This is a genomic window from Streptomyces sp. TBY4, from assembly GCF_024213195.1.
Lineage (GTDB): Bacteria > Actinomycetota > Actinomycetes > Streptomycetales > Streptomycetaceae > Streptomyces.
The window spans coordinates 313,070-333,840 of record NZ_JANAVF010000008.1 but is presented as its reverse complement, the minus strand read 5'-3'; the positions used below and the strand labels follow the sequence as shown (position 1 = coordinate 333,840).

16 protein-coding genes are annotated in these 20,771 nt (G+C 71.5%); 5 read left to right on the top strand and 11 right to left on the bottom strand.

All coding sequences use genetic code 11. The features are described 5' to 3' along the window. Entirely contained in the window at nucleotides 1-1,353 is a 1,353-nt protein-coding gene (locus NLX94_RS21675; RefSeq protein WP_254384644.1) for a phospholipase D-like domain-containing protein, read from the top strand. Nucleotide 1,354: 1 nt separating this feature from the next. On the opposite strand, the gene NLX94_RS21670 is transcribed toward NLX94_RS21675, so the two are convergent. The 6 genes from NLX94_RS21670 to NLX94_RS21645 form a co-directional block, all read right to left on the bottom strand. After that, complete coding sequence (locus NLX94_RS21670) at nucleotides 1,355-2,665, bottom strand: YncE family protein (RefSeq protein WP_254384643.1); 1,311 nt, start codon at nucleotides 2,663-2,665, stop codon at nucleotides 1,355-1,357. A 120-nt stretch (nucleotides 2,666-2,785) separates the two neighbouring features. Continuing rightward, the gene (locus tag NLX94_RS21665; protein WP_254384642.1) at nucleotides 2,786-3,949 is read right to left on the bottom strand and encodes an XdhC family protein; all 1,164 of its coding nucleotides are present in this window, start codon (nucleotides 3,947-3,949) and stop codon (nucleotides 2,786-2,788) included. Between the two features lie 91 nt (nucleotides 3,950-4,040). Continuing rightward, nucleotides 4,041-5,504, bottom strand: coding sequence for an NCS2 family permease (locus NLX94_RS21660; RefSeq protein ID WP_254384641.1), 1,464 nt, complete (start codon nucleotides 5,502-5,504; stop codon nucleotides 4,041-4,043). 368 nt (nucleotides 5,505-5,872) lie between these two features. After that, nucleotides 5,873-8,281 (bottom strand): xanthine dehydrogenase family protein molybdopterin-binding subunit, encoded by a 2,409-nt coding sequence (locus NLX94_RS21655; RefSeq protein ID WP_254384640.1) that lies wholly within the window; start codon nucleotides 8,279-8,281, stop codon nucleotides 5,873-5,875. A 2-nt stretch (nucleotides 8,282-8,283) separates the two neighbouring features. Then, entirely contained in the window at nucleotides 8,284-8,892 is a 609-nt protein-coding gene (locus NLX94_RS21650) for a (2Fe-2S)-binding protein (protein ID WP_254384639.1), read from the bottom strand. Nucleotides 8,893-8,894: 2 nt separating this feature from the next. After that, nucleotides 8,895-9,791, bottom strand: a complete 897-nt coding sequence (locus tag NLX94_RS21645) for a xanthine dehydrogenase family protein subunit M (RefSeq protein ID WP_250744166.1) — start codon at nucleotides 9,789-9,791, stop codon at nucleotides 8,895-8,897. 254 nt (nucleotides 9,792-10,045) lie between these two features. Here NLX94_RS21645 and NLX94_RS21640 point away from each other — a divergent pair, with 254 nt between their 5' ends. Continuing rightward, nucleotides 10,046-11,725, top strand: coding sequence for a PucR family transcriptional regulator (locus NLX94_RS21640; protein WP_254384638.1), 1,680 nt, complete (start codon nucleotides 10,046-10,048; stop codon nucleotides 11,723-11,725). A 199-nt stretch (nucleotides 11,726-11,924) separates the two neighbouring features. Further along, nucleotides 11,925-12,704 (top strand): hypothetical protein, encoded by a 780-nt coding sequence (locus tag NLX94_RS21635; protein WP_254384637.1) that lies wholly within the window; start codon nucleotides 11,925-11,927, stop codon nucleotides 12,702-12,704. Between the two features lie 590 nt (nucleotides 12,705-13,294). Here NLX94_RS21635 and NLX94_RS21630 read toward each other — a convergent pair. Continuing rightward, nucleotides 13,295-14,017: a GntR family transcriptional regulator gene (locus NLX94_RS21630; RefSeq protein ID WP_374683999.1), complete on the bottom strand. Its 723-nt coding sequence runs from the start codon at nucleotides 14,015-14,017 to the stop codon at nucleotides 13,295-13,297. A gap of 68 nt (nucleotides 14,018-14,085) precedes the next feature. Between NLX94_RS21630 and NLX94_RS21625 the strand changes: the two genes are divergently transcribed. Beyond that, nucleotides 14,086-14,985, top strand: coding sequence for a (2Fe-2S)-binding protein (locus tag NLX94_RS21625; protein ID WP_254384635.1), 900 nt, complete (start codon nucleotides 14,086-14,088; stop codon nucleotides 14,983-14,985). A 64-nt stretch (nucleotides 14,986-15,049) separates the two neighbouring features. On the opposite strand, the gene NLX94_RS21620 is transcribed toward NLX94_RS21625, so the two are convergent. Beyond that, nucleotides 15,050-15,439, bottom strand: a complete 390-nt coding sequence (locus NLX94_RS21620; RefSeq protein WP_254384634.1) for a VOC family protein — start codon at nucleotides 15,437-15,439, stop codon at nucleotides 15,050-15,052. A 340-nt stretch (nucleotides 15,440-15,779) separates the two neighbouring features. Between NLX94_RS21620 and NLX94_RS21615 the strand changes: the two genes are divergently transcribed. Continuing rightward, nucleotides 15,780-16,847, top strand: coding sequence for a DUF2637 domain-containing protein (locus NLX94_RS21615; protein WP_254384633.1), 1,068 nt, complete (start codon nucleotides 15,780-15,782; stop codon nucleotides 16,845-16,847). 45 nt (nucleotides 16,848-16,892) lie between these two features. On the opposite strand, the gene NLX94_RS21610 is transcribed toward NLX94_RS21615, so the two are convergent. From NLX94_RS21610 to NLX94_RS39025, 3 genes are all read right to left on the bottom strand, one after another. After that, complete coding sequence (locus NLX94_RS21610) at nucleotides 16,893-17,279, bottom strand: ATP-binding protein (RefSeq protein WP_308402483.1); 387 nt, start codon at nucleotides 17,277-17,279, stop codon at nucleotides 16,893-16,895. Nucleotides 17,280-17,489: 210 nt separating this feature from the next. Continuing rightward, nucleotides 17,490-19,232 (bottom strand): pyruvate dehydrogenase, encoded by a 1,743-nt coding sequence (locus NLX94_RS21605; RefSeq protein ID WP_254384665.1) that lies wholly within the window; start codon nucleotides 19,230-19,232, stop codon nucleotides 17,490-17,492. Nucleotides 19,233-19,323: 91 nt separating this feature from the next. Further along, nucleotides 19,324-20,112: a protein phosphatase 2C domain-containing protein gene (locus tag NLX94_RS39025; RefSeq protein ID WP_302170124.1), complete on the bottom strand. Its 789-nt coding sequence runs from the start codon at nucleotides 20,110-20,112 to the stop codon at nucleotides 19,324-19,326. Nucleotides 20,113-20,771: the final 659 nt, after the last annotated feature.

Below are 20,771 nucleotides of genomic sequence, written 5' to 3'. Positions count from 1 at the left end.
GTGATCATCAAGAGAATCCTCACGGCCCTGCTCATCGGGGGCCTCCTGACGGTGGGCGCTCCGGCCGCCTCCGCCGAGGACACCACGACGTACGTGACCACCGGCCCCGTCTTCAACAAGCCCAGGGGCACCACGGCGGAGCAGGGCGCGATCCTCAGCCAGCTGGGTCGCCTGGTCAACGGCGCCCAGAGCGGCTCGACCATCCGCATATCCCTGTACCTGTTCGGATCGAGCTGGCTCGCGGACCAGCTCGCGGCGGCGCACCGCAGGAACGTGAACGTCCAGGTCCTCGTCGACGACAACAGCATCACGGACGCCTGGATGTCCGGCTCCGGTGCCACGGTGAGGGACAAGCTGACCACGGCCTTCGCGGCGACCCCGCCCGCGGGCACGACGTACGGCACCTCCTGGTTCAAGGTGTGCGCCGCGAACCGGCCGTGCCTGGCCAAGGGCACGGGCGGCGTCAACCACAACAAGTTCTTCCTCTTCTCCCGGACCACCGGAAGCGGTCTTCCCGACAAGGGCAAGCCCGTCGACAACGTCGTCGTCCAGTCCTCGGGCAACCTCACCACCTGGGACCGCGAGTCCGCCTGGAACGACGCCCTGACCGTCGCCGACAACGCGGACCTGCACGCCGGCTACACCCGCTACTTCGACCTGCTGGCCGCTTCGCAAGCACTGCCGGACGGGTCGGGGCGGGTCGACAACCTGGCCATCGACGTGGAGGCCGGGCTCGCCAAGGGCTACTTCTTCCCGCGCAGTTCGACGGACGTCGTCGAGAACATCCTGAGCATGGTCGAGACCCCCGTGACGAACCCGGACGGGACCTCCGCCCCGGTCTGCCACGGCAACACCGCCGGCCACGGCACGGCCGACGGCCGCACCGTGATCCGCATCGCCAACGGCCACATCTCCCGGCCGGTCGTGGCCGAGAAGCTCTGGAAGCTGGCCGACGCCGGCTGCTTCATCGACGTCGTGTACGGCAAGCTCTCCGACTACGAGGCCGAGGGCGTGCACCGCGAGACGGCCTACTGGCTCACCAGGTCGACCGGCAAGGGCAGGATCTCCCTCCACCGGCTGGCCAACGACGACCTGAAGAACCCGGCCGACCCCCAGCTCTCCGGAACCTTCAGCCACACCAAGTACCTGCTCATCGAGGGCTCCTACAAGGGCGCGAAGGACCAGAAGCTCGTCTTCACCGGCAGCCACACCTACACCGGCATGGCCCTGACCAGCAACGACGAAGCCCTGCTGAAGTACAACAGCCCCACGGTGCACGAAGCCTACGCGGCGAACTTCCGCGACCAGCGCGCCGCCGCCCTCGCGGAGTCCCAGTACGGCGGAGCCCCGTAGGTCAGTTCGCGGCCGGCCCCGTCCAGCCGGCCGGGACGTGGCCGAGGCGGATCCGCTGCGGGTGGTCGCCGACGGGTACGGAGACCCTCTTGGCGCCGGTCGCGAAGTCGATGGCCGTGACCTGGTCGGCGCCGCTCTCGGAGATCACGCAGCCGGAGCCGTCCCCGTCGACGGTGGCCCAGTACGGCTTGGCGGCGGGGACCAGCGGCCCCTGCTCCAGGGTGGCCCGGTCAACGACGGTCGCGTAGTCGTCCATGGTCCCCGCGATGCACAGCTTGGACCCGTCCGGGCTCATGGACATGCCGTGGTGCCGGGAGTCGTTGACCCAGGTGGTGCGGTCGGGGCTGGTGGCGGGGTTCACGGGGAGGGTCTTGATACGGGTGATCCGGTCGGCGGCCACGTCGTACTCGGCGAAGCCGTTGAAGAAGGACACCTGGAAGTAGAGCTTCGACTCGTCCGGGGTGAAGGACATGGGCCGGACCGCGTCGGACAGGTCGGAGCGCCCGAAGGCGTCGAGGCGGGCCCGCATGTCGATCACCCGGACGGGGCGGAAGGTCTGCGCGTCGGCGACCGTGATCCGGCGGTCGCCCTTCGTCCAGTCCAGCCAGGGTGCGTCGAGGGCGGAGGTCACGTCACCGATGGAGCTGTTCCACAGGAGGCGGCCGTCCCGGGTGAAGGTGTTCTCGTGCGGTTTGTCACCGGTGGCGAAGGAGCCGGCCTGGCGGCCGGTGGCCATGTCGAGGACGTGCACGGTGTTGGCGGTGGAGGCCGAGACCGCCACGCGGGTGCCGTCCGGGGAGACCGCCATGTGGTCGGACCGGTAACCGGCGACGGGAAAGCGCCAGTTGATCCGGCCGGTGCGGAGGTCGATGGAGACGACGTCGGCGAAGCTGGGGCGGGAGGCGACGACGGCGGAGCCGTCCGGGGTGGTGTACATGTCGTCCACGAACTGGTCGTGGCCCTCGCCCGCGGTGGCCCGGACGCCCAGGAAGTAGGCGAGCTTCACCGGGTTGAGCCAGATCTCCCGGAGCCGCTCCTCCTTGTCCGGGATCATGTTGATCCGGCCCACCCTGGCCAGGTCCCCGGTGGAGGCGAGGACGTCGGCGGTGCCCTCCCAGTTGTTGCCCACGAACAGCACCTCGCGCGGCCCCGGCCCGGCCGGCCCGGCGGCCGCGGCCGGCAGCGCGGCGCCCGCCGCGGGCCCGGGCCCGGCCGCGAGGGCCGCCAGGGCCAGCGCGGCCGCGGCCGCCAGGGCCGGTAAGGCCGGAAAGGCCGTCAAGGGGCCGCGGTTGCTCGATCGGCTGGCAGACATCCGGTCAACTCCATTACGGGGAGACGCTGTTACCGGCCGGTAAGATAGGGGGAACAACGAAAGGGCGCAACCCCCACGGGGTCGCGCCCTTTCCACACCGTGCTACAGCCCGTCACCTCTTCAAGCGACGGAACCGATCCTGCTGATCACCGTGTTCGCGACATCCGGGTGGATCGGGATGTGCGCGCCGGTCAGGGCCGCGCCGGTGCCGCCGCGCCGGTTGGCGACGATCTCGGCGGCGATGGACAGCGCGGTCTCCTCCGGAGAGCGGGCCCCGAGGTCCAGGCCGATCGGGGAGCGCAGCCGGGCCAGTTCGAGCTCGGTCACGCCGACCTCGCGGAGCCGCTTGTTGCGGTCCTCGTGGGTGCGGCGGGAGCCCATGGCGCCGACGTAGGCGACGGGAAGCTTGAGGGCCAGTTCGAGGAGCGGGACGTCGAACTTGGCGTCGTGCGTGAGGACGCACAGGACCGTCCGGCCGTCGATCGCACCGGAGGAGGACTGCTCCTCCAGGTAGCGGTGCGGCCAGTCGACCACGATCTCGTCCGCTTCGGGGAAACGCTTCTTCGTGGCGAAGACGGGCCGGGCGTCGCACAGCGTCACCCGGTAGCCCAGGAACTTGCCGATCCGCACCAGGGCGGAGGCGAAGTCGATGGCGCCGAAGACGACCATCCGCGGCGGCGGGACACTGGACTCGACCAGCACCTTGAGCGGCTCTCCGCAGAGGCGGCCGTCGGCACCGATCTCCAGCACGCCGGTCTTGCCGGCGTCGAGCATGGCCCGGGCCTCGTCGGCGATGGCACGGTCCAGCTCGGGGTGACCGCCGAACCCGCCCTCGTAGGAGCCTTCGCCCCGGACGAGTACGGCACGGCCCATGAGCTCGGCCGGGCCCTCGGCGATCCGGGCGACCGCCGCCGCCTCCCCGCGGGCGGCGGCGGCCAGCGAAGCCGCGAACACCTCCCGGGCGGGAGAGTCCACGTGGACCGGGGTCACGAGGATGTCGATGATTCCGCCGCAGGTCAGACCGACGGCGAAGGCATCGTCATCGCTGTAGCCGAAGCGCTCCTGGACGGTCTCGCCGTCCTCCAGCGCCTGCTGGCACAGCTCGTACACCGCACCCTCCACGCATCCACCGGAGACCGAACCGATGGCCGTTCCGTCACTGTCGACGGCGAGGGCCGCTCCGGGCTGCCTGGGTGCGCTCCCGCCGACCGCCACGACCGTGGCGACGGCGAAGTCACGTCCCTGCTCGACCCACCGGTTCAGTTCTTCGGCGATGTCCAGCATGGGGGCCTCCTCGGAGGGGTTCGGTTTCCAGTATCAGATACGTGGAGAGGTGCGGCTGGTACGGCTTTTCCTACGGAGCGGACGGGTCGGCTCAGCCGACGCCGAGCCAGCTCTCGATCGGGTGGAGCGCGAAGAAGACCAGGAAGATTCCGGTCAGCGCCCACATGAAGCCGCCGATCTCACGGGCCTTGCCCTGAGCGACCTTGATGGCGACGTAGGAGATGACACCCGCGGCGACACCGGCGGTGATCGAGTACGTGAAGGGCATGACCACGACGGTCAGGAAGACCGGGATCGAGGTCGAGCTGTCGGCCCAGTCCACGTGGCGGGCGTTCTGCATCATCATCGCGCCGATGACGACCAGGGCCGCGGAGGCGACCTCACCCGGGACGATCTGGGTGATCGGGGTGAAGAAGAGGCAGGCGGCGAAGAAGAGGCCGGTGACGACGGAGGCGAGACCCGTGCGGGCACCCTCACCGACGCCGGTGGCGGACTCGACGAACACGGTCTGGCCGGAGCCACCGGAGATGCCACCGATGGCGCCACCGGCACCGTCGATGAACAGCGCCTTGGACAGGCCCGGCATGCGGCCCTGCTCGTCGGCGAGCTTGGCCTCGGTGCCGACGCCGATGATGGTGGCCATCGCGTCGAAGAAGCCGGCGAGCACCAGGGTGAAGACGATCATGCCGACGGTCATGTAGCCGACATCGCCCCAGCCGCCGAAGGAGACGTCACCGAAGAGCGAGAAGTCGGGCGCGGAGACCGCGGAGCCGGTCAGCTCCGGCGGACCGTTCTTCCAGGCCTTCGGGTCGATGTCCACGATGGCGTTGAGGATCGCGGCGAGAACCGTGCCGCCGACGATGCCGATCAGGATCGCGCCGGGCACCTTGCGGGCCTGGAGCATGAAGATCGCGACCAGCGTGATCGCGAAGAGCAGGACGGGCCAGCCGGAGAGCTCACCGGTCGCGCCGAGCTGGACGGGGGGCATGAACTCCCCGCCGTTGCCGACGAAGCCCGCCTTCACGAAGCCGATCAGGGCGACGAAGAGGCCGATGCCCATGGTGATGGCGTGCTTGAGCGCGAGGGGGATCGCGTTCATGATCATCTCTCGGAGGCCGGTGACAACCAGGAGACAGATCACGATGCCGTAGACCACGCACATGCCCATGGCCTGCGGCCAGGTCATCTGCGGGGCCACCTGCGAGGCCAGCACGCCGGAGACCGAGAGGCCGGCGGCGAGGGCGAGCGGGACCTTGCCGACGAAGCCCATGAGGAGCGTCGAGACGGCTGCGGCGAACGCCGTGGCGGTGATGATCGCCGAGGCGGCCATCGTGGTGCCCTCGACGTCCTTGCCCGAGAGGAGCAGGGGGTTCAGCAGGAGGATGTAGGCCATGGCCATGAAGGTCGTGATACCGCCACGAACCTCATTGCCGACCTTGGAGCCGCGCTTGCTGATGTGAAAGTACCGGTCGAGCCAAGACTGTCCAGCGGGGGACGAAGAGCCGTCTCCGGCTCCCTCCGCACTGGGCTTGGACTCCACAGAGGACTGGGTCATGGTGCCTAACTCCCAAGGTTCAAAGGGGCACCCGCATAAAGATTGGAGACACGGGATTTGGGAAACTGCGTTTGGCTGCACGACCCGGGGTGACGGCCCGAGGCGACGCAAAATGTGCACTGCGTGTACTGCGGGTACTGCGAGGGTTCTGCCGTACTGCTGGTACTTCTGGTGACACCGGGGGTAGGTGGTGCGACCGGGGGTCTTGCTGGGGTACTTCCGGTGAAAACTTGACCGCGAGCGGTGCGGTACTGATGACTCCGGACTTCGTGCTCCGGGCGGTGCGACTGGAAGTGTGACGTTCCCGTGTCACACCGCCCGGAAGTCTGGGGGGTCCGGGGGCCTCGCGGCCCCCGGACCACGCCGTCCTAGAGGGTGCCGGTGAGGGCTTCCGGACGGATCGGCGTCTTGTTGATCTCCAGACCGGTCGCCGCCCGGATCGCCGCGATGACGGCCGGGGTGGACGAGAGGGTCGGGGCCTCGCCCATACCGCGCAGGCCGTAGGGGGCCTTCGGGTCGGCGAGCTCCAGGACGTCGACCGGGATGGTCGGGGTGTCGAGGATGGTGGGGATCAGGTAGTCCGTGAAGGAGGGGTTGCGCACCTTCGCGGTCTTCGGGTCCACGATGATCTCTTCCATGATCGCGACGCCCAGGCCCTGGGTGGTACCACCCTGGATCTGGCCGACCACGGAGAGCATGTTCAGCGCCTTGCCGACGTCCTGGGCGGTCGCCAGCTCGACGACCTTGACGAGGCCGAGCTCGGTGTCCACCTCGACGACCGCGCGGTGCGCGGCGAAGGTGTACTGGACGTGGCCGTTGCCCTGGCCGGTGACCAGGTCGAAGGGCTCGGTCGGGGCGTGACGGAACTCGAGCTCGATGTCGATCGCGTCCTCACCCTCGAGGATGTCGGCGATGTCCGCGAGGACCTCTCCGCCATCGGTGACGACCTTGCCGCCTTCGAGGAGCAGCTCGGCGGTCGCCCACGCGGGGTGGTACGAGCCGTTCTTGCGCCGGCCGATCTCCAGGACCGCCTCGCGGACGGCCTCACAGGTGTTCTTCACCGCGCCACCGGTCATGTACGTCTGCCGCGAGGCGGACGTGGAACCGGCGGAGCCGACCTGGGTGTCGGCCGGGTGGATGGTGACCTGCGAGACACCCAGCTCCGTACGGGCGATCTGGGTGTGGACGGTGATACCGCCCTGACCGACCTCCGCCATGGCCGTGTGGACCATCGCGACGGCCTCGCCGTTGATGACCTCGAGGGTCACGCGGGCGGTGGAGTAGTCGTCGAAGCCCTCGGAGAAGCCGACGTTCTTGATGCCGACCGCGTAGCCGACGCCGCGGACGACGCCTTCACCGTGGGTGGTGTTGGAGAGGCCACCGGGCAGCGCGCGGACGTCCGCACCCTCGCCGGCCGACTCCCACTGGCGCTCCGGCGGCAGCGGGCGGGCCTTGACCCGGCGCAGCAGCTCGGCGACGGGCGCCGGAGCGTCCACGACCTGGCCGGTGGGCATGATCGTGCCCTGCTCCATGGCGTTGAGCTGGCGGAACTCGACCGGGTCCATGCCCAGCTTCGCCGCGAGCTTGTCCATCTGGGCCTCGTACGCGAAGCAGGCCTGGACGGCGCCGAAGCCGCGCATCGCGCCACAGGGCGGGTTGTTCGTGTAGAGCGCGATCGCCTCGATGTCCACGTCCTCCAGGACGTACGGACCGACCGAGAGCGAGGAGGCGTTGCCCACGACCGCCGGGGAAGCGGACGCGTACGCGCCGCCGTCCAGGACGATCTTGCACTTCATGTGCGTGAGCTTGCCGTCCTTGGTGGCGCCGTGCTCGTAGTAGAGCTTCGCCGGGTGACGGTGCACGTGACCGAAGAAGGACTCGAAGCGGTTGTAGACGATCTTGACCGGCTTCTGCGTGGCCAGGGCCAGCAGGCAGGCGTGGATCTGCATCGAGATGTCCTCGCGGCCACCGAACGCGCCGCCGACGCCCGAGAGCGTCATGCGGACCTTCTCCGGCGGCAGGCCCAGGACCGGGGCGATCTGCTGGAGGTCCGAGTGCAGCCACTGGGTGGCGACGTAGAGCTCGACACCGCCGTCCTCGGACGGTACGGCCAGACCGGACTCCGGGCCGAGGAAGGCCTGGTCCTGCATGCCGAAGGTGTACTCGCCCTCGACGATGACGTCGGCGCGCTTGCGGGCCTCTTCCACGTTGCCGCGGATGATCGGCTGGCGGTGCACGATGTTCGGGTGCGGGACGTGACCGATGTGGTGGTCGTCGCGGCCCTCGTGGATCAGCGGCGCGTCCTCGGCGAGGGCGGAGGCCTCGTCCGTGACGAGCGGCAGCTCACGGTAGTCGATCTTGATCTTGGCGGCCGCGCGGCGGGCGGTCTCCGGGTGGTCGGCGGCCACGAGGGCGACCGGCTCACCGTGGTGACGTACCCGGCCGTTGGCGAGAACCGGGGTGTCCTGGATCTCGAGGCCGTAGTTCTTCATCTCGGCCGGCAGGTCGTCGTACGTCAGGACCGAGTAGACACCCGGCATCGCCAGGGCCTCGGAGATGTCGATCGAGACGATCTCGGCGTGGGCCACGGTGCTGCGGAGCGTCTGGCCCCACAGCATGTCCTCGTGCCACATGTCCGAGGAGTACGCGAACTCACCGGTCACCTTGAGGGTGCCGTCCGGGCGCAGAATCGATTCGCCGATCCCGCCCTTCTGGTGGTTCTGCGTGACGTTGGTCGGCGTACCCGCCGGGACCGTACGCGTGTTGTTCTGGGCCATGGTCAGACCGCCTCAGACTGACGGGCGGCCGCCAGGCGGACCGCGTCGAGGATCTTCTCGTAGCCCGTGCAGCGGCAGAGGTTGCCGGACAGGGCCTCGCGGATGTCCTGGTCGGACGGGGAGGAGTTCTCCTCCAGCAGCGCGTCGGCCTGGACCAGGAGGCCCGGGGTGCAGAAACCGCACTGGACGGCGCCGGCGTCGATGAACGCCTGCTGGATGGTGGAGAGCTCGACGCCCTCGCCGGTCTGCGAGTCGCCCGGCTTGGCCTGCCACTGCTTGGCCGCGTCCAGGGTGACGCCGCCCTTGCTGCCGCAGCCGCCGCCGGTGCCGCAGGCACCGCCGTGACCGTGCTCGTCGCGCTGCTTGGCGAACTCCGCCAGGCCCTCGACGGTCACGACGTCGCGACCCTCGACCTGACCGGCCGCGACCAGGCAGGAACAGACCGGCACGCCGTCGAGACGGACGGTGCAGGAACCGCACTCGCCCTGCTCACAGGCGTTCTTCGAACCGGGCAGGCCCAGGCGCTCGCGCAGGACGTAGAGAAGGGACTCGCCCTCCCAGACGTCGTCGGCTTCCTGCTGACGGCCGTTGACAGTGAAATTGACGCGCATGATTACGCAGCCCCTTCAAGCGAGCGGCCGTTGTTCGAACCGCGGTACTGCTCCCACGTCCAGACGAGCTGGCGGCGAGCCATGATGCCGACCGCGTGGCGGCGGTACTTCGCCGTGCCGCGGACGTCGTCGATCGGGTTGGCCGCGCCGGAGGCGAGGTCACCGAACTGCTTGGCGATCGACGGGGTGATGACCTTGCCGGACTCCCAGAAGCCACCCTCTTCGAGCGCGGCGTTGAGGAACTCCTCGGCGGCCTTCGCCCGGATCGGGGTCGGCGCGGCCGAACCGATGCCGGTGCGGACCGTGCGGGTCTCGGGGTGCAGCGCCAGGCCGAACGCGCAGACGGCGATGACCATCGCGTTGCGGGAGCCGACCTTGGAGTACTGCTGGGGGCCGTCCGCCTTCTTGACGTGGACGGTCTTGATGAGCTCGTCGGCGGCGAGCGCGTTGCGCTTGACGCCGGTGTAGAACTCGTCGATCGGGATCAGGCGGGAGCCGCGTACGGACTCCACCTCGACCTCGGCACCCGCCGCGAGCAGCGCGGGGTGGGAGTCGCCGGCCGGCGAGGCGCAACCGAGGTTGCCGCCGACACCGCCGCGGTTACGGATCTGCGGGGACGCGACCGTGTGCGAGGCGAGCGCGAGTCCCGGAAGCTCCGTGCGGAGGTTCTCCATGATCTGCGTGTACGGGACGGAGGCGCCGAGCCGGACCACGTCCTCGCCGACCTCCCACTCCCGCAGGAGACCGATGCGGTTCAGGTCCAGGAGGTACTCCGGCCGACGGTGGTCGAAGTTGATCTCGACCATCACATCGGTGCCACCCGCAATCGGCACAGCTGTGGGGAACTCGGCCTTAGCGGCGAGCGCCTCCTCCCAGCTGGCGGGGCGAAGGAAGTCCATGTGCGGCTCTCTTCTTCTTAATCGGGTCGTTCACTTCAAGCCAGGAGGCCGTTGGGCCCTCGACTGGTCGTTCACGTGCTGTTAACGCGGTGTGGACTCAGTACACCGGCCCTCCGTCCCTCGGGTGCAGTCACCGAAACCATGAAGGAGTTGGCTGGGGACCTCCCTCGTCTTGTAGATTCGTATGAAAGGCAGGATGCGACGACCTGCCCGATTTCCAACGGCAACATTCGAGACAGATCGGCGGCGACATCATGCGGCTGCGCGCACTGCTGGAAACCGAGGCGCTGGGGCTGCGGCTGCTGGGCGGCGAGGAAGAACTCGACCGGACGGTCCGCGGGGTCATGACGACCGACCTGAGGGATCCCAGCCGATACCTATCCGGAGGGGAACTGGTCCTCACTGGCCTGGCATGGAGACGAAATTCGGCCGACTCCGAGCCGTTCGTACGAATCCTCGCGAGCGCCGGCGTGGCCGGGCTCGCGGCGGGCGAGGCGGAACTGGGTGACATTCCCGACGACCTCGTCACGGCGTGTCTGCGCAACCGTCTCCCGCTGTTCGCCGTAAACGAAGACGTTGCATTCGCCACCATCACCGAGTACGTGGTGCGGCAGGTGTCGGGAGAGCGTGCGGGAGACCTGGCGGCGGTCGTGGACCGCCACCGGCGGCTCATGACCTCCGGTCCGGCCGGCGGCGGACCGGACGTGGTCCTCGATCTGCTCACCACGGACCTCGATCTCCGGGCCTGGGTGCTCTCGCCCACCGGCCGGCAGATCGCCGGGGCGGGCGAGCCGCTGGCGCCGGGCATCTGCGCGGCACTGGCGAGCGAGCACCTCGCGGCGGTCCGGACGGGCCGCAGGGGACCGCACCGGATCTCCCTCCAGGGTATTACCTACTCCCTCTTCCCGATCAGGGGACACGGGCGCGGCGCCGCAGGTCCGGCGGGCCGGGACGTCCGCGAGAGCGTGCTCTCCGACTGGCTGCTGGCCGTCGAGGCCGACGCCGGCGACTGGCCCGCCGAGCGGCTCGACCTGCTCCAGGGCGTCACCCAGCTCATCGCCGTCGAGCGGGACCGCCGCGACGCCGCCCGCACCGTGCGCCGCCGCCTGGCCCAGGAGGTCCTGGAGCTGGTCCAGACGGGCGCCCCGCCCGCCGAGATCGCCGCCCGCCTGCGGGTGGCCGCACCGGTCCTGCTGCCCGGTCTGGGCACCGCCCCGCACTGGCAGGTCGTCGTGGCCCGGGTGGACTGGGACGGCGGCGACATCGCCGGCGGCCCCGTGGCCCAGTCGCTCCTCGAGGAAATCCTGGTCGACCCCTCGGTCTCCGGACCGGAACCGTCCGACCGGATCGCCGTCGCGCACGCCGGGGACGAGGCGATCGCCCTCGTACCGCTGCCCGCGCCCGCCGGGGAGCCCGGCGAGGAGAAGGGCCCCGACACCGCCCTGCACGCCGAGACGCTGCTCGCGGCCGTACGGGACCCCCTGGCGGCCGGGCTCGCCGACGACGGCCGGCTCACCCTGGGCGTCAGCGCGGCCGTGTCCTCCGCCGAGGGCCTGCGCGGGGCCCTGGAGGAGGCCCGGCACGCCCGCCGGGTCGCCGCGGCCCGCCCGGGCCGGGTCTGCGCGGCCGGCCACCACGAGCTCGCCTCGCACGTCCTGCTGCTCCCGTTCGTCCCGGACGACGTCCGCCGCGCCTTCACGGCCCGGCTGCTGGACCCGCTGCGGGACTACGACCGCCGCCATCGGGCCGAGCTCATCCCCACGCTCGAAGCCTTCCTGGACTGCGACGGCTCCTGGACCCGCTGCGCGACGCGGCTGCACCTCCACGTCAACACGCTGAGGTACCGGGTCGGGCGAATCGAGCAGTTGACGGCGCGGGATCTTTCCCGGCTGGAGGACAAGCTCGACTTCTTCCTCGCACTGCGGATGAGCTGAGAAGATCCACCGCCTGACCGGCCGGGGGGCCGGTCGGGGCCGAGTGGAGCCGGACTCGCGGCCGGACGGGGGCGGCTGATGATCCGTCCGGACTTTGTGAAAGAGTTCACCCGACCCCTTGGCCGAACCCGCCGATCCGTGCTCTCATTTCGCCCCAGGGCTCAACGACGTGCTGCTTGGTTGCTTTGGGGAGGGCAATGTGGCGGATACCGCCATGTCCGGTGCCGGAACTACCGGGGGAGACGACCCCCTCCAGCGGGCGATATGGCGGCTGCGCTCGCGCGGCTGTTGGACCGACGCGGCGGCCCTGCTGACGCCGCACCTGCACGATGCCGGAGCCGCCGTCCAGCGGACCGGGCTCCTGGTCGAACGCTGCCTGTTCACCGGGCAGGGCTGGGCCGAGGCGGAAGACGCCCTGCGGGTGGCCGAAGCCGTCTCCCAGGACGACGACGACCGGGGCGCGGCCGCGTGCGAGCGGGGCCACCTGGCGTACGCGGCGACCGTACTGGGCGTACGCGACCGCGCCGACGAGGCCCGCTCCGCGCTCGGCCGCGCGGCCGCCCTCCTGTCCCCCGGCTCCCGCACCAGGCCCCTCCTCGACTTCCGCCGGGGCCTGGTCGCGGAACACCTGGCGGACGCCCCGTCCTCGGCCCTCCCTGCCTACCGGCGAGCCCACGCGGGCGCCCTCGCCCACGGGGACACCCTCCTGCTCTCCTTCACCTGGCGGCACCTGGCGGCGCTGGCCCTCCGGGACGGCGAGGTCGCCGAGGCCCGCAAGGGCTTCGCGGAATCCCTCCGCATCCGGGAGGACCTCGGCTTCCTGATCGGCACGGCCCCGGCCCTGGCGGCCCTGGCCGAAGCCGAACCGGAACCGGAGGCCGCCCGCCTCCGCGCGGAGGCCCGCCGCCTCTTCCACCTCCTGGGCGGCATCCCCACCTGGCTGGCCGACCAACTCCGCCCGGCGGCCGCCCCTTCCTGACGCACCGCGCACACCACTCAGCCCCGGGCGGGCCCCCGGGCTGCACCCCGCCGCCACCTGGCAGGGCTACCACCACCGCCGTCCCGGCACAGGGCCCGCCGGGCAGCTGCGGCCGGGCCCGGCCCTGCGGGGCTGGGTCCCCTACCCACCCTTCCACCGTTCCCCGGGCGCTGCCCGGACCCCGGTCCTCAAACGCCGGACGGGCTGAAACCGGGGTCCCGGGCTCCGCCCGGACCCCCTGGGGCTCCGCCCCAGACCCCGGTCCTCAAACGCCGGACGGCTGAAAAGACCAACCCCAGCCCGGGGCCGGGCACGGGGGGACGCAGGCGGCCGGGGCGGGGACGGGGGCGGGGTGGGGTGTTGGCCGGGACGTAAAGCGTGATTTGTGGCGCTAGAGGGAAGCCGCCGCCCTGTCGGAGTTGTACGTAGGGCGCCTAAATCATGCAGTCCCGGCCAACACCCCGCCCCGCCCCCGGCACCGCCCCACCGCAGCCAGCCCCCGTACAACCGGACCCCGACCACAACCCAGCCCCGCCGGCGTTTGAGGCGCAGGGGTCCGGGGGCGGCGCCCCCGGCAACGGTGCCGCGCGTCAGGGTGTGAAGTGGGTGCGGATCAGGGACTCCGCCGCCGGGAGGTCACCCGCCGAGAGGGCCGCCAGCACAGCCACATGCTCCGCCGCATCCGCAACGAGCTCCGCCCGCCGAACCCGCCGCGGCCCCGGCAGGGGCCACTGCGACCGCCGGTGGAGGTCCTCCGCCACCAGCAGCAGCTGCCCGTTGCCCGCCAGCGCAAGCACCGCACGGTGAAAGGCCCGGTCCGCATCGGCATACCCCGCCACATCACCCGCGGCCGCCGCCTCCACCGTCCCCGCCGCCGCCGGCCCCACCACGGCCCAGGCCGCAGCCGGCACCGTACGAGCCAGCCGCAGCATCACCGGGACTTCGAGCAGCGCCCTGACCTCGGCCAGCTCCGCCAGCTCCCCCGGGGTCCGGGTCAGGACCCGGAACCCCCGGTTGGGGAGGCATTCGACGACCCCCTCCAGCGCCAGCTGCTGCATCGCCTCGCGCACGGGCGTCGCGGAGACCCCGAACCGCTCCCCCAGCACCGGCCCCGAGTAGATCTCCCCCGGCTCCAGCTCCCCCGCGAGCAGCGCCGCGCGCAGGGCGTCGAGAATCTGCCCGCGCACGGAATGGCGCACCACCTTGCGGTCTTCGCGGTCCTGCTGTTCCGGTACCCGGGCTCGGGCCGTATCGCGCACTCGGTCCTCCCACGGGTTTCGACCTGCCCCGAAGAATAGCCCGCCTTCCCACACCCACCCGAGATCAGGTAAGGTAAGGCTTACCTGTTAACGATCGCGTGATTCGGTGGGGTGGGTTCGATATGACCGTCACGGCCGTCGCACCCGCCGAGGGCTGCGCCCAGCCCGTACTTACTCCCACCCAGCCCGCACCCGCCCCGGCCGGCTCTCCGGTGGCGGACGCGTACGCGCGGCTGACCGAGGCCTACGACGGCCTGCGCATCACCGAGCTCGCCCCGCACGAACCCTCCCCTCGCGGTGTGGGGTGGGTCGGTGCGGACGAGCTCGCGGCCGGCGGCGAAGCCCTGGAGGCGTTCCTCGCGTGGGACGAGGAGCAGGTCCTCCGCGACTACGGCCGACCGGGCCGGCCCGACGTGGTGGCGGGCTTCGGCCTGCACCGGTACGCCTGGACGGCCTGCCTGCTCCTCACCGTCCCGTGGTTCTTGAACCGGCGCGTGCCCCTCCTACCCCCCGAAGCGGTGTCCTTCCACCGGACGGACGGCCGGATGGCGATCCGTACCCACGCCTTCGCCTGCCTGCCGGACGACCCGGCGGCCGTGCTCCCCGGGGCCCGGGTCGTGCCCGACGAGGACGCGCTGCGCGCCGAGGTACGGGCTGCGGTGGCCCAGCACCTCGAACCGGTCATGGAGGGCTTCGGCCCGCGCACGCGGCGCGGGCGGCGCGCCCTGTGGGGCCTGATGACCGACGACGTGGTCGAGGGCCTCTGGTACGTGGGCAGCCTGCTCGGCGAGGCCGAGGAGGAGCGGGCCGTGCGCGAGCTGGACCGGCTCTTCCCGGGCTCGACCGCCCCGTACACCGGCGGCGCGGGCTTCCGCACCCTCGAAGCCCCGGACGGCCGGGAGCTCCCCACCCGCGACCGGGCGAGCTGCTGCTTCTTCTACACGATCCGCCCGGACGACACCTGCGTCACCTGCCCCCGCACCTGCGACGAGGACCGCATCGCACGCCTGACAGCGGCCTGACAGCGGTCTGGCAGCGGCCTGACAGCGGCCCGACGGCCGCCGCACGCCCCCAGCCGGGGGACCCCTAGGGCGCGAGACTCCTCAGAACACAGAACTCGTTCCCCTCGGGGTCGGACATGACCACCCAGCTCCGCCCCGGGCCCTGGCCCACGTCCGTACGGGTGGCGCCGAGGCCGAGCAGGCGGGTCACCTCTTCCTCGGTGCCGCGGTCGATCGGGCTGACGTCGAGGTGGAGCCGGTTCTTCAGGGTCTTGCCCTCGGGCACCTGGACGAACACCAGGGTGGGCGGCATCCCGCCGGCCCGGACGCCCTCCACGGTCGGCACCCAGGAGCCGATCTCGATCATGTCCTCGCCCCGGTCGATCACCTGGTAGTCCAGGACCTCGCACCAGAAGGCCGCGAGCCGTTCCGGGTCGTGGCAGTCGACACTCAGCTCGGTGAACCTGCTCGCCACAGTGCTCTTCTCTACTTCCGACGGTCGGACCGGCGCTCCCGCTGGGGCGCCGACGGCCGCCCAGTGTCACCCGCCCGGACGTACGACCGCCACCGGGTTTCCGCGCCGCCGCCTCCGCCGCCTCAACCCACCCGTCAGGCTGACGAAAATCGAACCCAACTCACCCCACACGAGCTGGAGTTCGATCCGCAACACCCTATCCGGCGGGCTCCGCCCCCCGTTGGCGTCCACTTGCCCCGAAACCCGCGTGTACGGCTCACCGGCTGCGCCACTATGGCGCCCGGAAAGCCGCACCGGCCACAAGCCGAACAGCCGCATACGCGAGGCAAGGGACAACCGCATGAGACTGACCGACATATCGCTGGACTGGCTGCTGCCCGGCAGCCTGCTGATCCTGGGCGGACTTGCGGCAGTGGCGGTACTGGCCCGGGGCAAGCGCGAAGGCGAGAAGGCCGCGGTGGCCGAGGACAGCTGGGAGCGCAGCGAGGAGCGGCGGCGGCGCAAGGAAGCCGTCTACGGGACCGCCTCCTACGTCCTGCTCTTCTGCTGCGCGGCGGTCGCCGCCGCGCTCTCCTTCCACGGGCTGGTCGGCTTCGGCCGGCAGAACCTCAACCTCTCCGGGGGCTGGGAGTACCTGGTGCCCTTCGGTCTCGACGGCGCCGCCATGTTCTGTTCGGTGCTCGCCGTCCGCGAGGCCAGCCACGGCGACGCGGCCCTCGGATCGCGCATGCTGGTCTGGCTGTTCGCGGGAGCCGCCGCCTGGTTCAACTGGGTGCACGCCCCGCGCGGTCTCGGCCACGACGGGGCCCCGCAGTTCTTCTCCGGCATGTCGCTCTCGGCGGCCGTGCTCTTCGACCGCGCCCTGAAGCAGACCCGCCGGGCCGCACTGCGCGAACAGGGCCTGATCCCGCGGCCGTTGCCGCAGATCAGGATGGTCCGCTGGCTGCGGGCGCCCCGGGAGACCTTCGGCGCGTGGTCGCTGATGCTGCTGGAGGGGGTCCGCACGCTCGACGAGGCCGTGGACGAGGTGCGCGAGGACAAGAAGGAGAAGGAGCAGGACCGGCACCGCAGGCGGGAGCAGCACCGCCTGGACCGGGCGCACATCAAGGCGCTCGGCCGGCAGAACCGGGCGTTCGGGCGCGTGGCCCGGGCCCGTCAGGTCGAAGTGCCGGGGCTGGCCCCCGGAGCGGGCTCCGCGCCGGTCGGCGCGGAGCCGGCCATAGCGGAAACCGGACAGCTGCCACTGCGGCGCCGGCCCTCCCTGCAGGCCGTGAGCGGAACCGAATCCACTGACCTGGCCGTCGGTCCTCGGACGGTGGACCTCACCGCCGAGGACGATACGCAGACGCTCCCCCGGCTCGACTCCCTGGAGCGCAAACTGAAGGACCTGGAGCAGCAGTTCGGCTGATCGGCCAGTCGGCTGGCCGGCTGATCGCGGGGCCCGCCGGATCACTCAGGCGGGCCCCGCCTCCTTCGCCCCGTCGAGCTCGAACCACACCACCTTGCCGCCGCCCAGCGCCAGCCCGAGCGCGTCCACGCCCCAGGCGTCGGCGAGCGACTGCACCAGGACCAGCCCCCTGCCGTGCGTACCGTCGTCGGCGGACGGTACGTGCGGCCGGGGCCGGCGGGCGGCGTAGTCGCGGACTTCCACCCGCAGCCGGTCGGCGGCGAGCATCGCGGACACCTCGGCCCCGTGATCGGTGTGGACGAGGGCGTTGGTGACGAGCTCGGTGATCAGCAGCTCGGCCACCTCCGCGGCCTCCGCCCGGCACCGGTGGCGCATCAACTCCCGTAAATCCCTGCGGACTTCTCCCACCGCTTTGAGGTCGGCCCGCCGCACGCTGCGGGTGATCCCCGACGCGTGCGCCCCCGTCCCCTCCTCGGCCGACGGTTCGCGCGGCACCGGCCGCCCTCTGCGCCACAGCTTCCCGGCCTTCGCCCCCACCCGCACGGCGATGTACCTCCCGCATGTCCCCGCTGCCCGACGGCCCGCCGGTCGAACAGGCCTACGGGATGCATGCCCCCCGGGGGAATCCGCACGCATACCGGCTCAAGGGCGCGGCACGTTGCGGAGGTTGGATCGCGCCATCTGGATCATCCGGCCCACCCCTCCGTCCAGCACGATCTTGCTGGCCGAAAGTGCGAATCCGGTCACCATTTCGGCGCTGATCCTCGGTGGAATGGACAGGGCGTTGGGGTCCGTGACCACGTCCACCAGAGCGGGTCCCTTGTGCTTGAAAGCATCCCTCAAAGCTGCTGTGAGCTGCTTGGGCTTCTCCACGCGGACCCCGTAGGCGCCCGCCGCGCGGGCGATCGCGGCGAAGTCGGGATTCTTGTTCGTCGTTCCGTACGAAGGGAGGCCGGAAACCAGCATCTCCAACTCGACCATGCCGAGGGATGAGTTGTTGAAGAGGACCACTTTGACGGGGAGGTCGTACTGCACCAGGGTGAGGAAATCTCCCATCAGCATGGAGAAACCGCCGTCGCCCGACATCGACACCACTTGACGTCCACGATCGGTGAACTGTGCGCCGATGGCCTGCGGAAGGGCGTTGGCCATGGAGCCGTGGCTGAAGGAGCCGATGATGCGGCGCTTTCCGTTCGGGGAAAGATAGCGCGCCGCCCAGACGTTGCACATGCCCGTGTCCACGGTGAAAACGGCGTCCTCGTCTGCGAGTTCGTCGAGCACCGCGGCCACGTACTCGGGGTGGATGGGCGTGCGCTTCTCCACCTTGCGCGTGTACGCCTTCACCACCCCCTCCAGCGCGTCCGCGTGCTTCTTCAGCATCCGGTCGAGGAACCGGCGGTCCGTCTTCGCCCTCACCCGGGTGTTCAGCGCGCGCAGGGTCTCCCGTACATCGCCCCAGACCGCGAGGTCCAGCTTGGAGCGGCGGCCGAGGTGTTCGGGCCGGATGTCCACCTGGACGATCTTGACGTCGTCGGGGAGGAAGGCGTTGTACGGGAAGTCCGTGCCGAGCAGGATCAGCAGATCGCACTCGTGGGTGGCCTCGTAGGCCGCGCCGTAGCCGAGCAGCCCGCTCATACCGACGTCGTACGGATTGTCGTACTGGATCCATTCCTTGCCGCGCAGGGCGTGCCCGACGGGGGCCTTGACCCGGCCCGCGAACTCCATGACCTCGGCGTGCGCGCCGGCGGTGCCGCTGCCGCAGAAGAGGGTGACCTTGTCGGCCTCGTCGATCAGCCGGACCAGCTTGTCGATCTCCCCCTCCCCGGGGCGTACGGTCGGCCGCGCGGTCACCAGCGCCTGCTCGGCGCTCCGCTCCGGCGCGGGCTGGGAGGCGATGTCCCCGGGCAGGGACACCACGCTGACCCCGCCGCGCCCGATGGCGTGCTGGACGGCGCTCTGCAGGACCCGGGGCATCTGGCGCGGGTTGGAGATCAGCTCGCTGTAGTGGCTGCACTCGGTGAACAGCCGGTCGGGGTGGGTCTCCTGGAAGTAGCCGAGGCCGATCTCGGAGGAGGGGATGTGCGAGGCGAGCGCGAGGACCGGGGCCATGGAGCGGTGGGCGTCGTAGAGCCCGTTGATCAGGTGGAGGTTGCCCGGGCCGCAGGAGCCCGCGCAGGCGGCGAGGGTGCCGGTGATCTGGGCCTCGGCGCCGGCCGCGAAGGCGGCGGTCTCCTCGTGGCGCACCTGGATCCACTCGATGCCGCCGGTGCGGCGGATCGCGTCGACGACGGGGTTGAGGCTGTCCCCGACGACCCCGTACATCCGGCGCACTCCGGCGCGCACGAGGATGTCGATGAACTGCTCCGCCACGTTCTGCTTGGCCATGGAGGGGGCGCCCTTCCCTTTTCCGGTTCGGCTCCGCTGTGCCGTGTGCCGTGTGCCGTGTGCGCCTCCCATCCACGCATGGTCCGCCGGGTTACGCCTCCCAGACCGCGGCGGCCGTCCGGTCGTCGGCGTACCCCTTCAGGCGGAGCTGGGTGTCCGCGAGGAAGGCGGCGAGGCCGGGCGGGGCCGCGTCGGCCCAGCGGGCGGAGAGCTCGGCGGAGAGCGGCTCCTCCTCGCGCATCGGGTCCGCGAGGCCGCCGGTGCACAGGAGCAGGGTGTCGCCGGGCCGGGCCACGGAGGCCCGGAAGCGGAAGCCTGCGGGGGCCGCGGCCGTCGCGGCCTCCTCCAGGTCCCGCCACTGGCCGTCCCGGAGCCGGAACAGCCCGCCCGCGCCCGCGCCGAAGCAGATCCGGGTGCGGCAGCCGGGGTCCACCGGCAGCAGCAGTCCGCGCAGCCCGGCCGTGTAGCCGTCCTCCGGGAGCCCCAGCTCGGCGGCGCGGGCGCGCAGCTGCCCGTAGCCGCGGTCGGTGAGCCGCTGGAGCCCCGAGCGCAGGGCCTCGCGGCGGCCGTCCCGGATGTCCTGCGACAGCCGTTCCTGGCTCCGCCCGACGGCCCCCGCGACCGAGCGGCACACCTCCGCGGCGGCCTCGGCGGCCCCCGGCGCGGCGCGGTCGCCTCCGGCGAGGACCACCAGGACCAGCGCGTCGGGCCCGCCGCCGAAGCGCGCGACGAGCAGGAAGTCCCGCCGGGCCTCGCCCCGGAACCGCGCGGAGTCCCCCCGCACGGAGGCCGCGCGCAGCGTCCAGCCGCCGTACTGGGCCCCCTCCAGCACGATGTCGGGCGTCAGCCCGGGCAGCCCGGCCGGATCGGCGACGGGCAACGCGATGGGCTCCGCGGCATAGGTAGGGGGCCGATCCCCCAAATACCCCACACTGGGCCGCAACCCCCCGAACCCCCGGCCCTCCGGGCCGACCTTTTGCCCGGCCGCCCTCCCGGCCTCCTCGCCGGTGCCCGGGCGGGTCTCCTTCCCGGCTCTGCCGTCGGGTTCTCCGGACGAGGCCCCGGGAGCGGAGCCCGCCCCGGGGCCGTCCCGTCCCTCGGGGGCGGCGCCCCAGCCCGCCCCGGACCCGGGATGCGACCCGAGGGCAAAGCCTGTGCCGGCACCGACCTCTAGGCCGGGAGCAGCACCCGGCCGGGGGCCGGAAACGGAGCCGGTGCCGGTGCCGGTGCCGGACACAGGACCGGGTGCCGCGCCAGACGCATGCCCGGGGCCCGTGCCCGTGCCGGGGCCGGGGCCGGGGCCGGACACGGAGCCGGTGCCGGTGCCGGACACAGGACCGGGTGCAGCGCCAGACGCATGCCCGGGGCCCGAGCCCGTGCCAGTGCCGGTGCCGGACACGGAACCAGGTGCAGCGCCGGACTCATGCCCGGGGCCCGAGCCCGTGCCAGTGCCAGTGCCAGTGCCGGACACGGAGCCGGTGCCGGTGCCGGACACGGGACCGGGTGCAGCCCCGGACGCATGCCCGGGGCCCGAGGCCG

What these genes read in the sequence shown, in the direction of transcription:
- NLX94_RS21645 (WP_250744166.1), bottom strand. Translation starts at nt 9,791, where the DNA reads ATGGACTTCCTTCGCCCCGCCAGCTGGGAGGAGGCGCTCGCCGCTAAG.
- NLX94_RS21650 (WP_254384639.1), bottom strand. Translation starts at nt 8,892, where the DNA reads ATGCGCGTCAATTTCACTGTCAACGGCCGTCAGCAGGAAGCCGACGAC.
- NLX94_RS21615 (WP_254384633.1), top strand. Translation starts at nt 15,780, where the DNA reads ATGAGACTGACCGACATATCGCTGGACTGGCTGCTGCCCGGCAGCCTG.
- NLX94_RS21625 (WP_254384635.1), top strand. Translation starts at nt 14,086, where the DNA reads ATGACCGTCACGGCCGTCGCACCCGCCGAGGGCTGCGCCCAGCCCGTA.
- NLX94_RS21670 (WP_254384643.1), bottom strand. Translation starts at nt 2,665, where the DNA reads ATGTCTGCCAGCCGATCGAGCAACCGCGGCCCCTTGACGGCCTTTCCG.
- NLX94_RS21660 (WP_254384641.1), bottom strand. Translation starts at nt 5,504, where the DNA reads ATGACCCAGTCCTCTGTGGAGTCCAAGCCCAGTGCGGAGGGAGCCGGA.
- NLX94_RS21605 (WP_254384665.1), bottom strand. Translation starts at nt 19,232, where the DNA reads ATGGCCAAGCAGAACGTGGCGGAGCAGTTCATCGACATCCTCGTGCGC.
- NLX94_RS21655 (WP_254384640.1), bottom strand. Translation starts at nt 8,281, where the DNA reads ATGGCCCAGAACAACACGCGTACGGTCCCGGCGGGTACGCCGACCAAC.
- NLX94_RS21665 (WP_254384642.1), bottom strand. Translation starts at nt 3,949, where the DNA reads ATGCTGGACATCGCCGAAGAACTGAACCGGTGGGTCGAGCAGGGACGT.
- NLX94_RS21640 (WP_254384638.1), top strand. Translation starts at nt 10,046, where the DNA reads ATGCGGCTGCGCGCACTGCTGGAAACCGAGGCGCTGGGGCTGCGGCTG.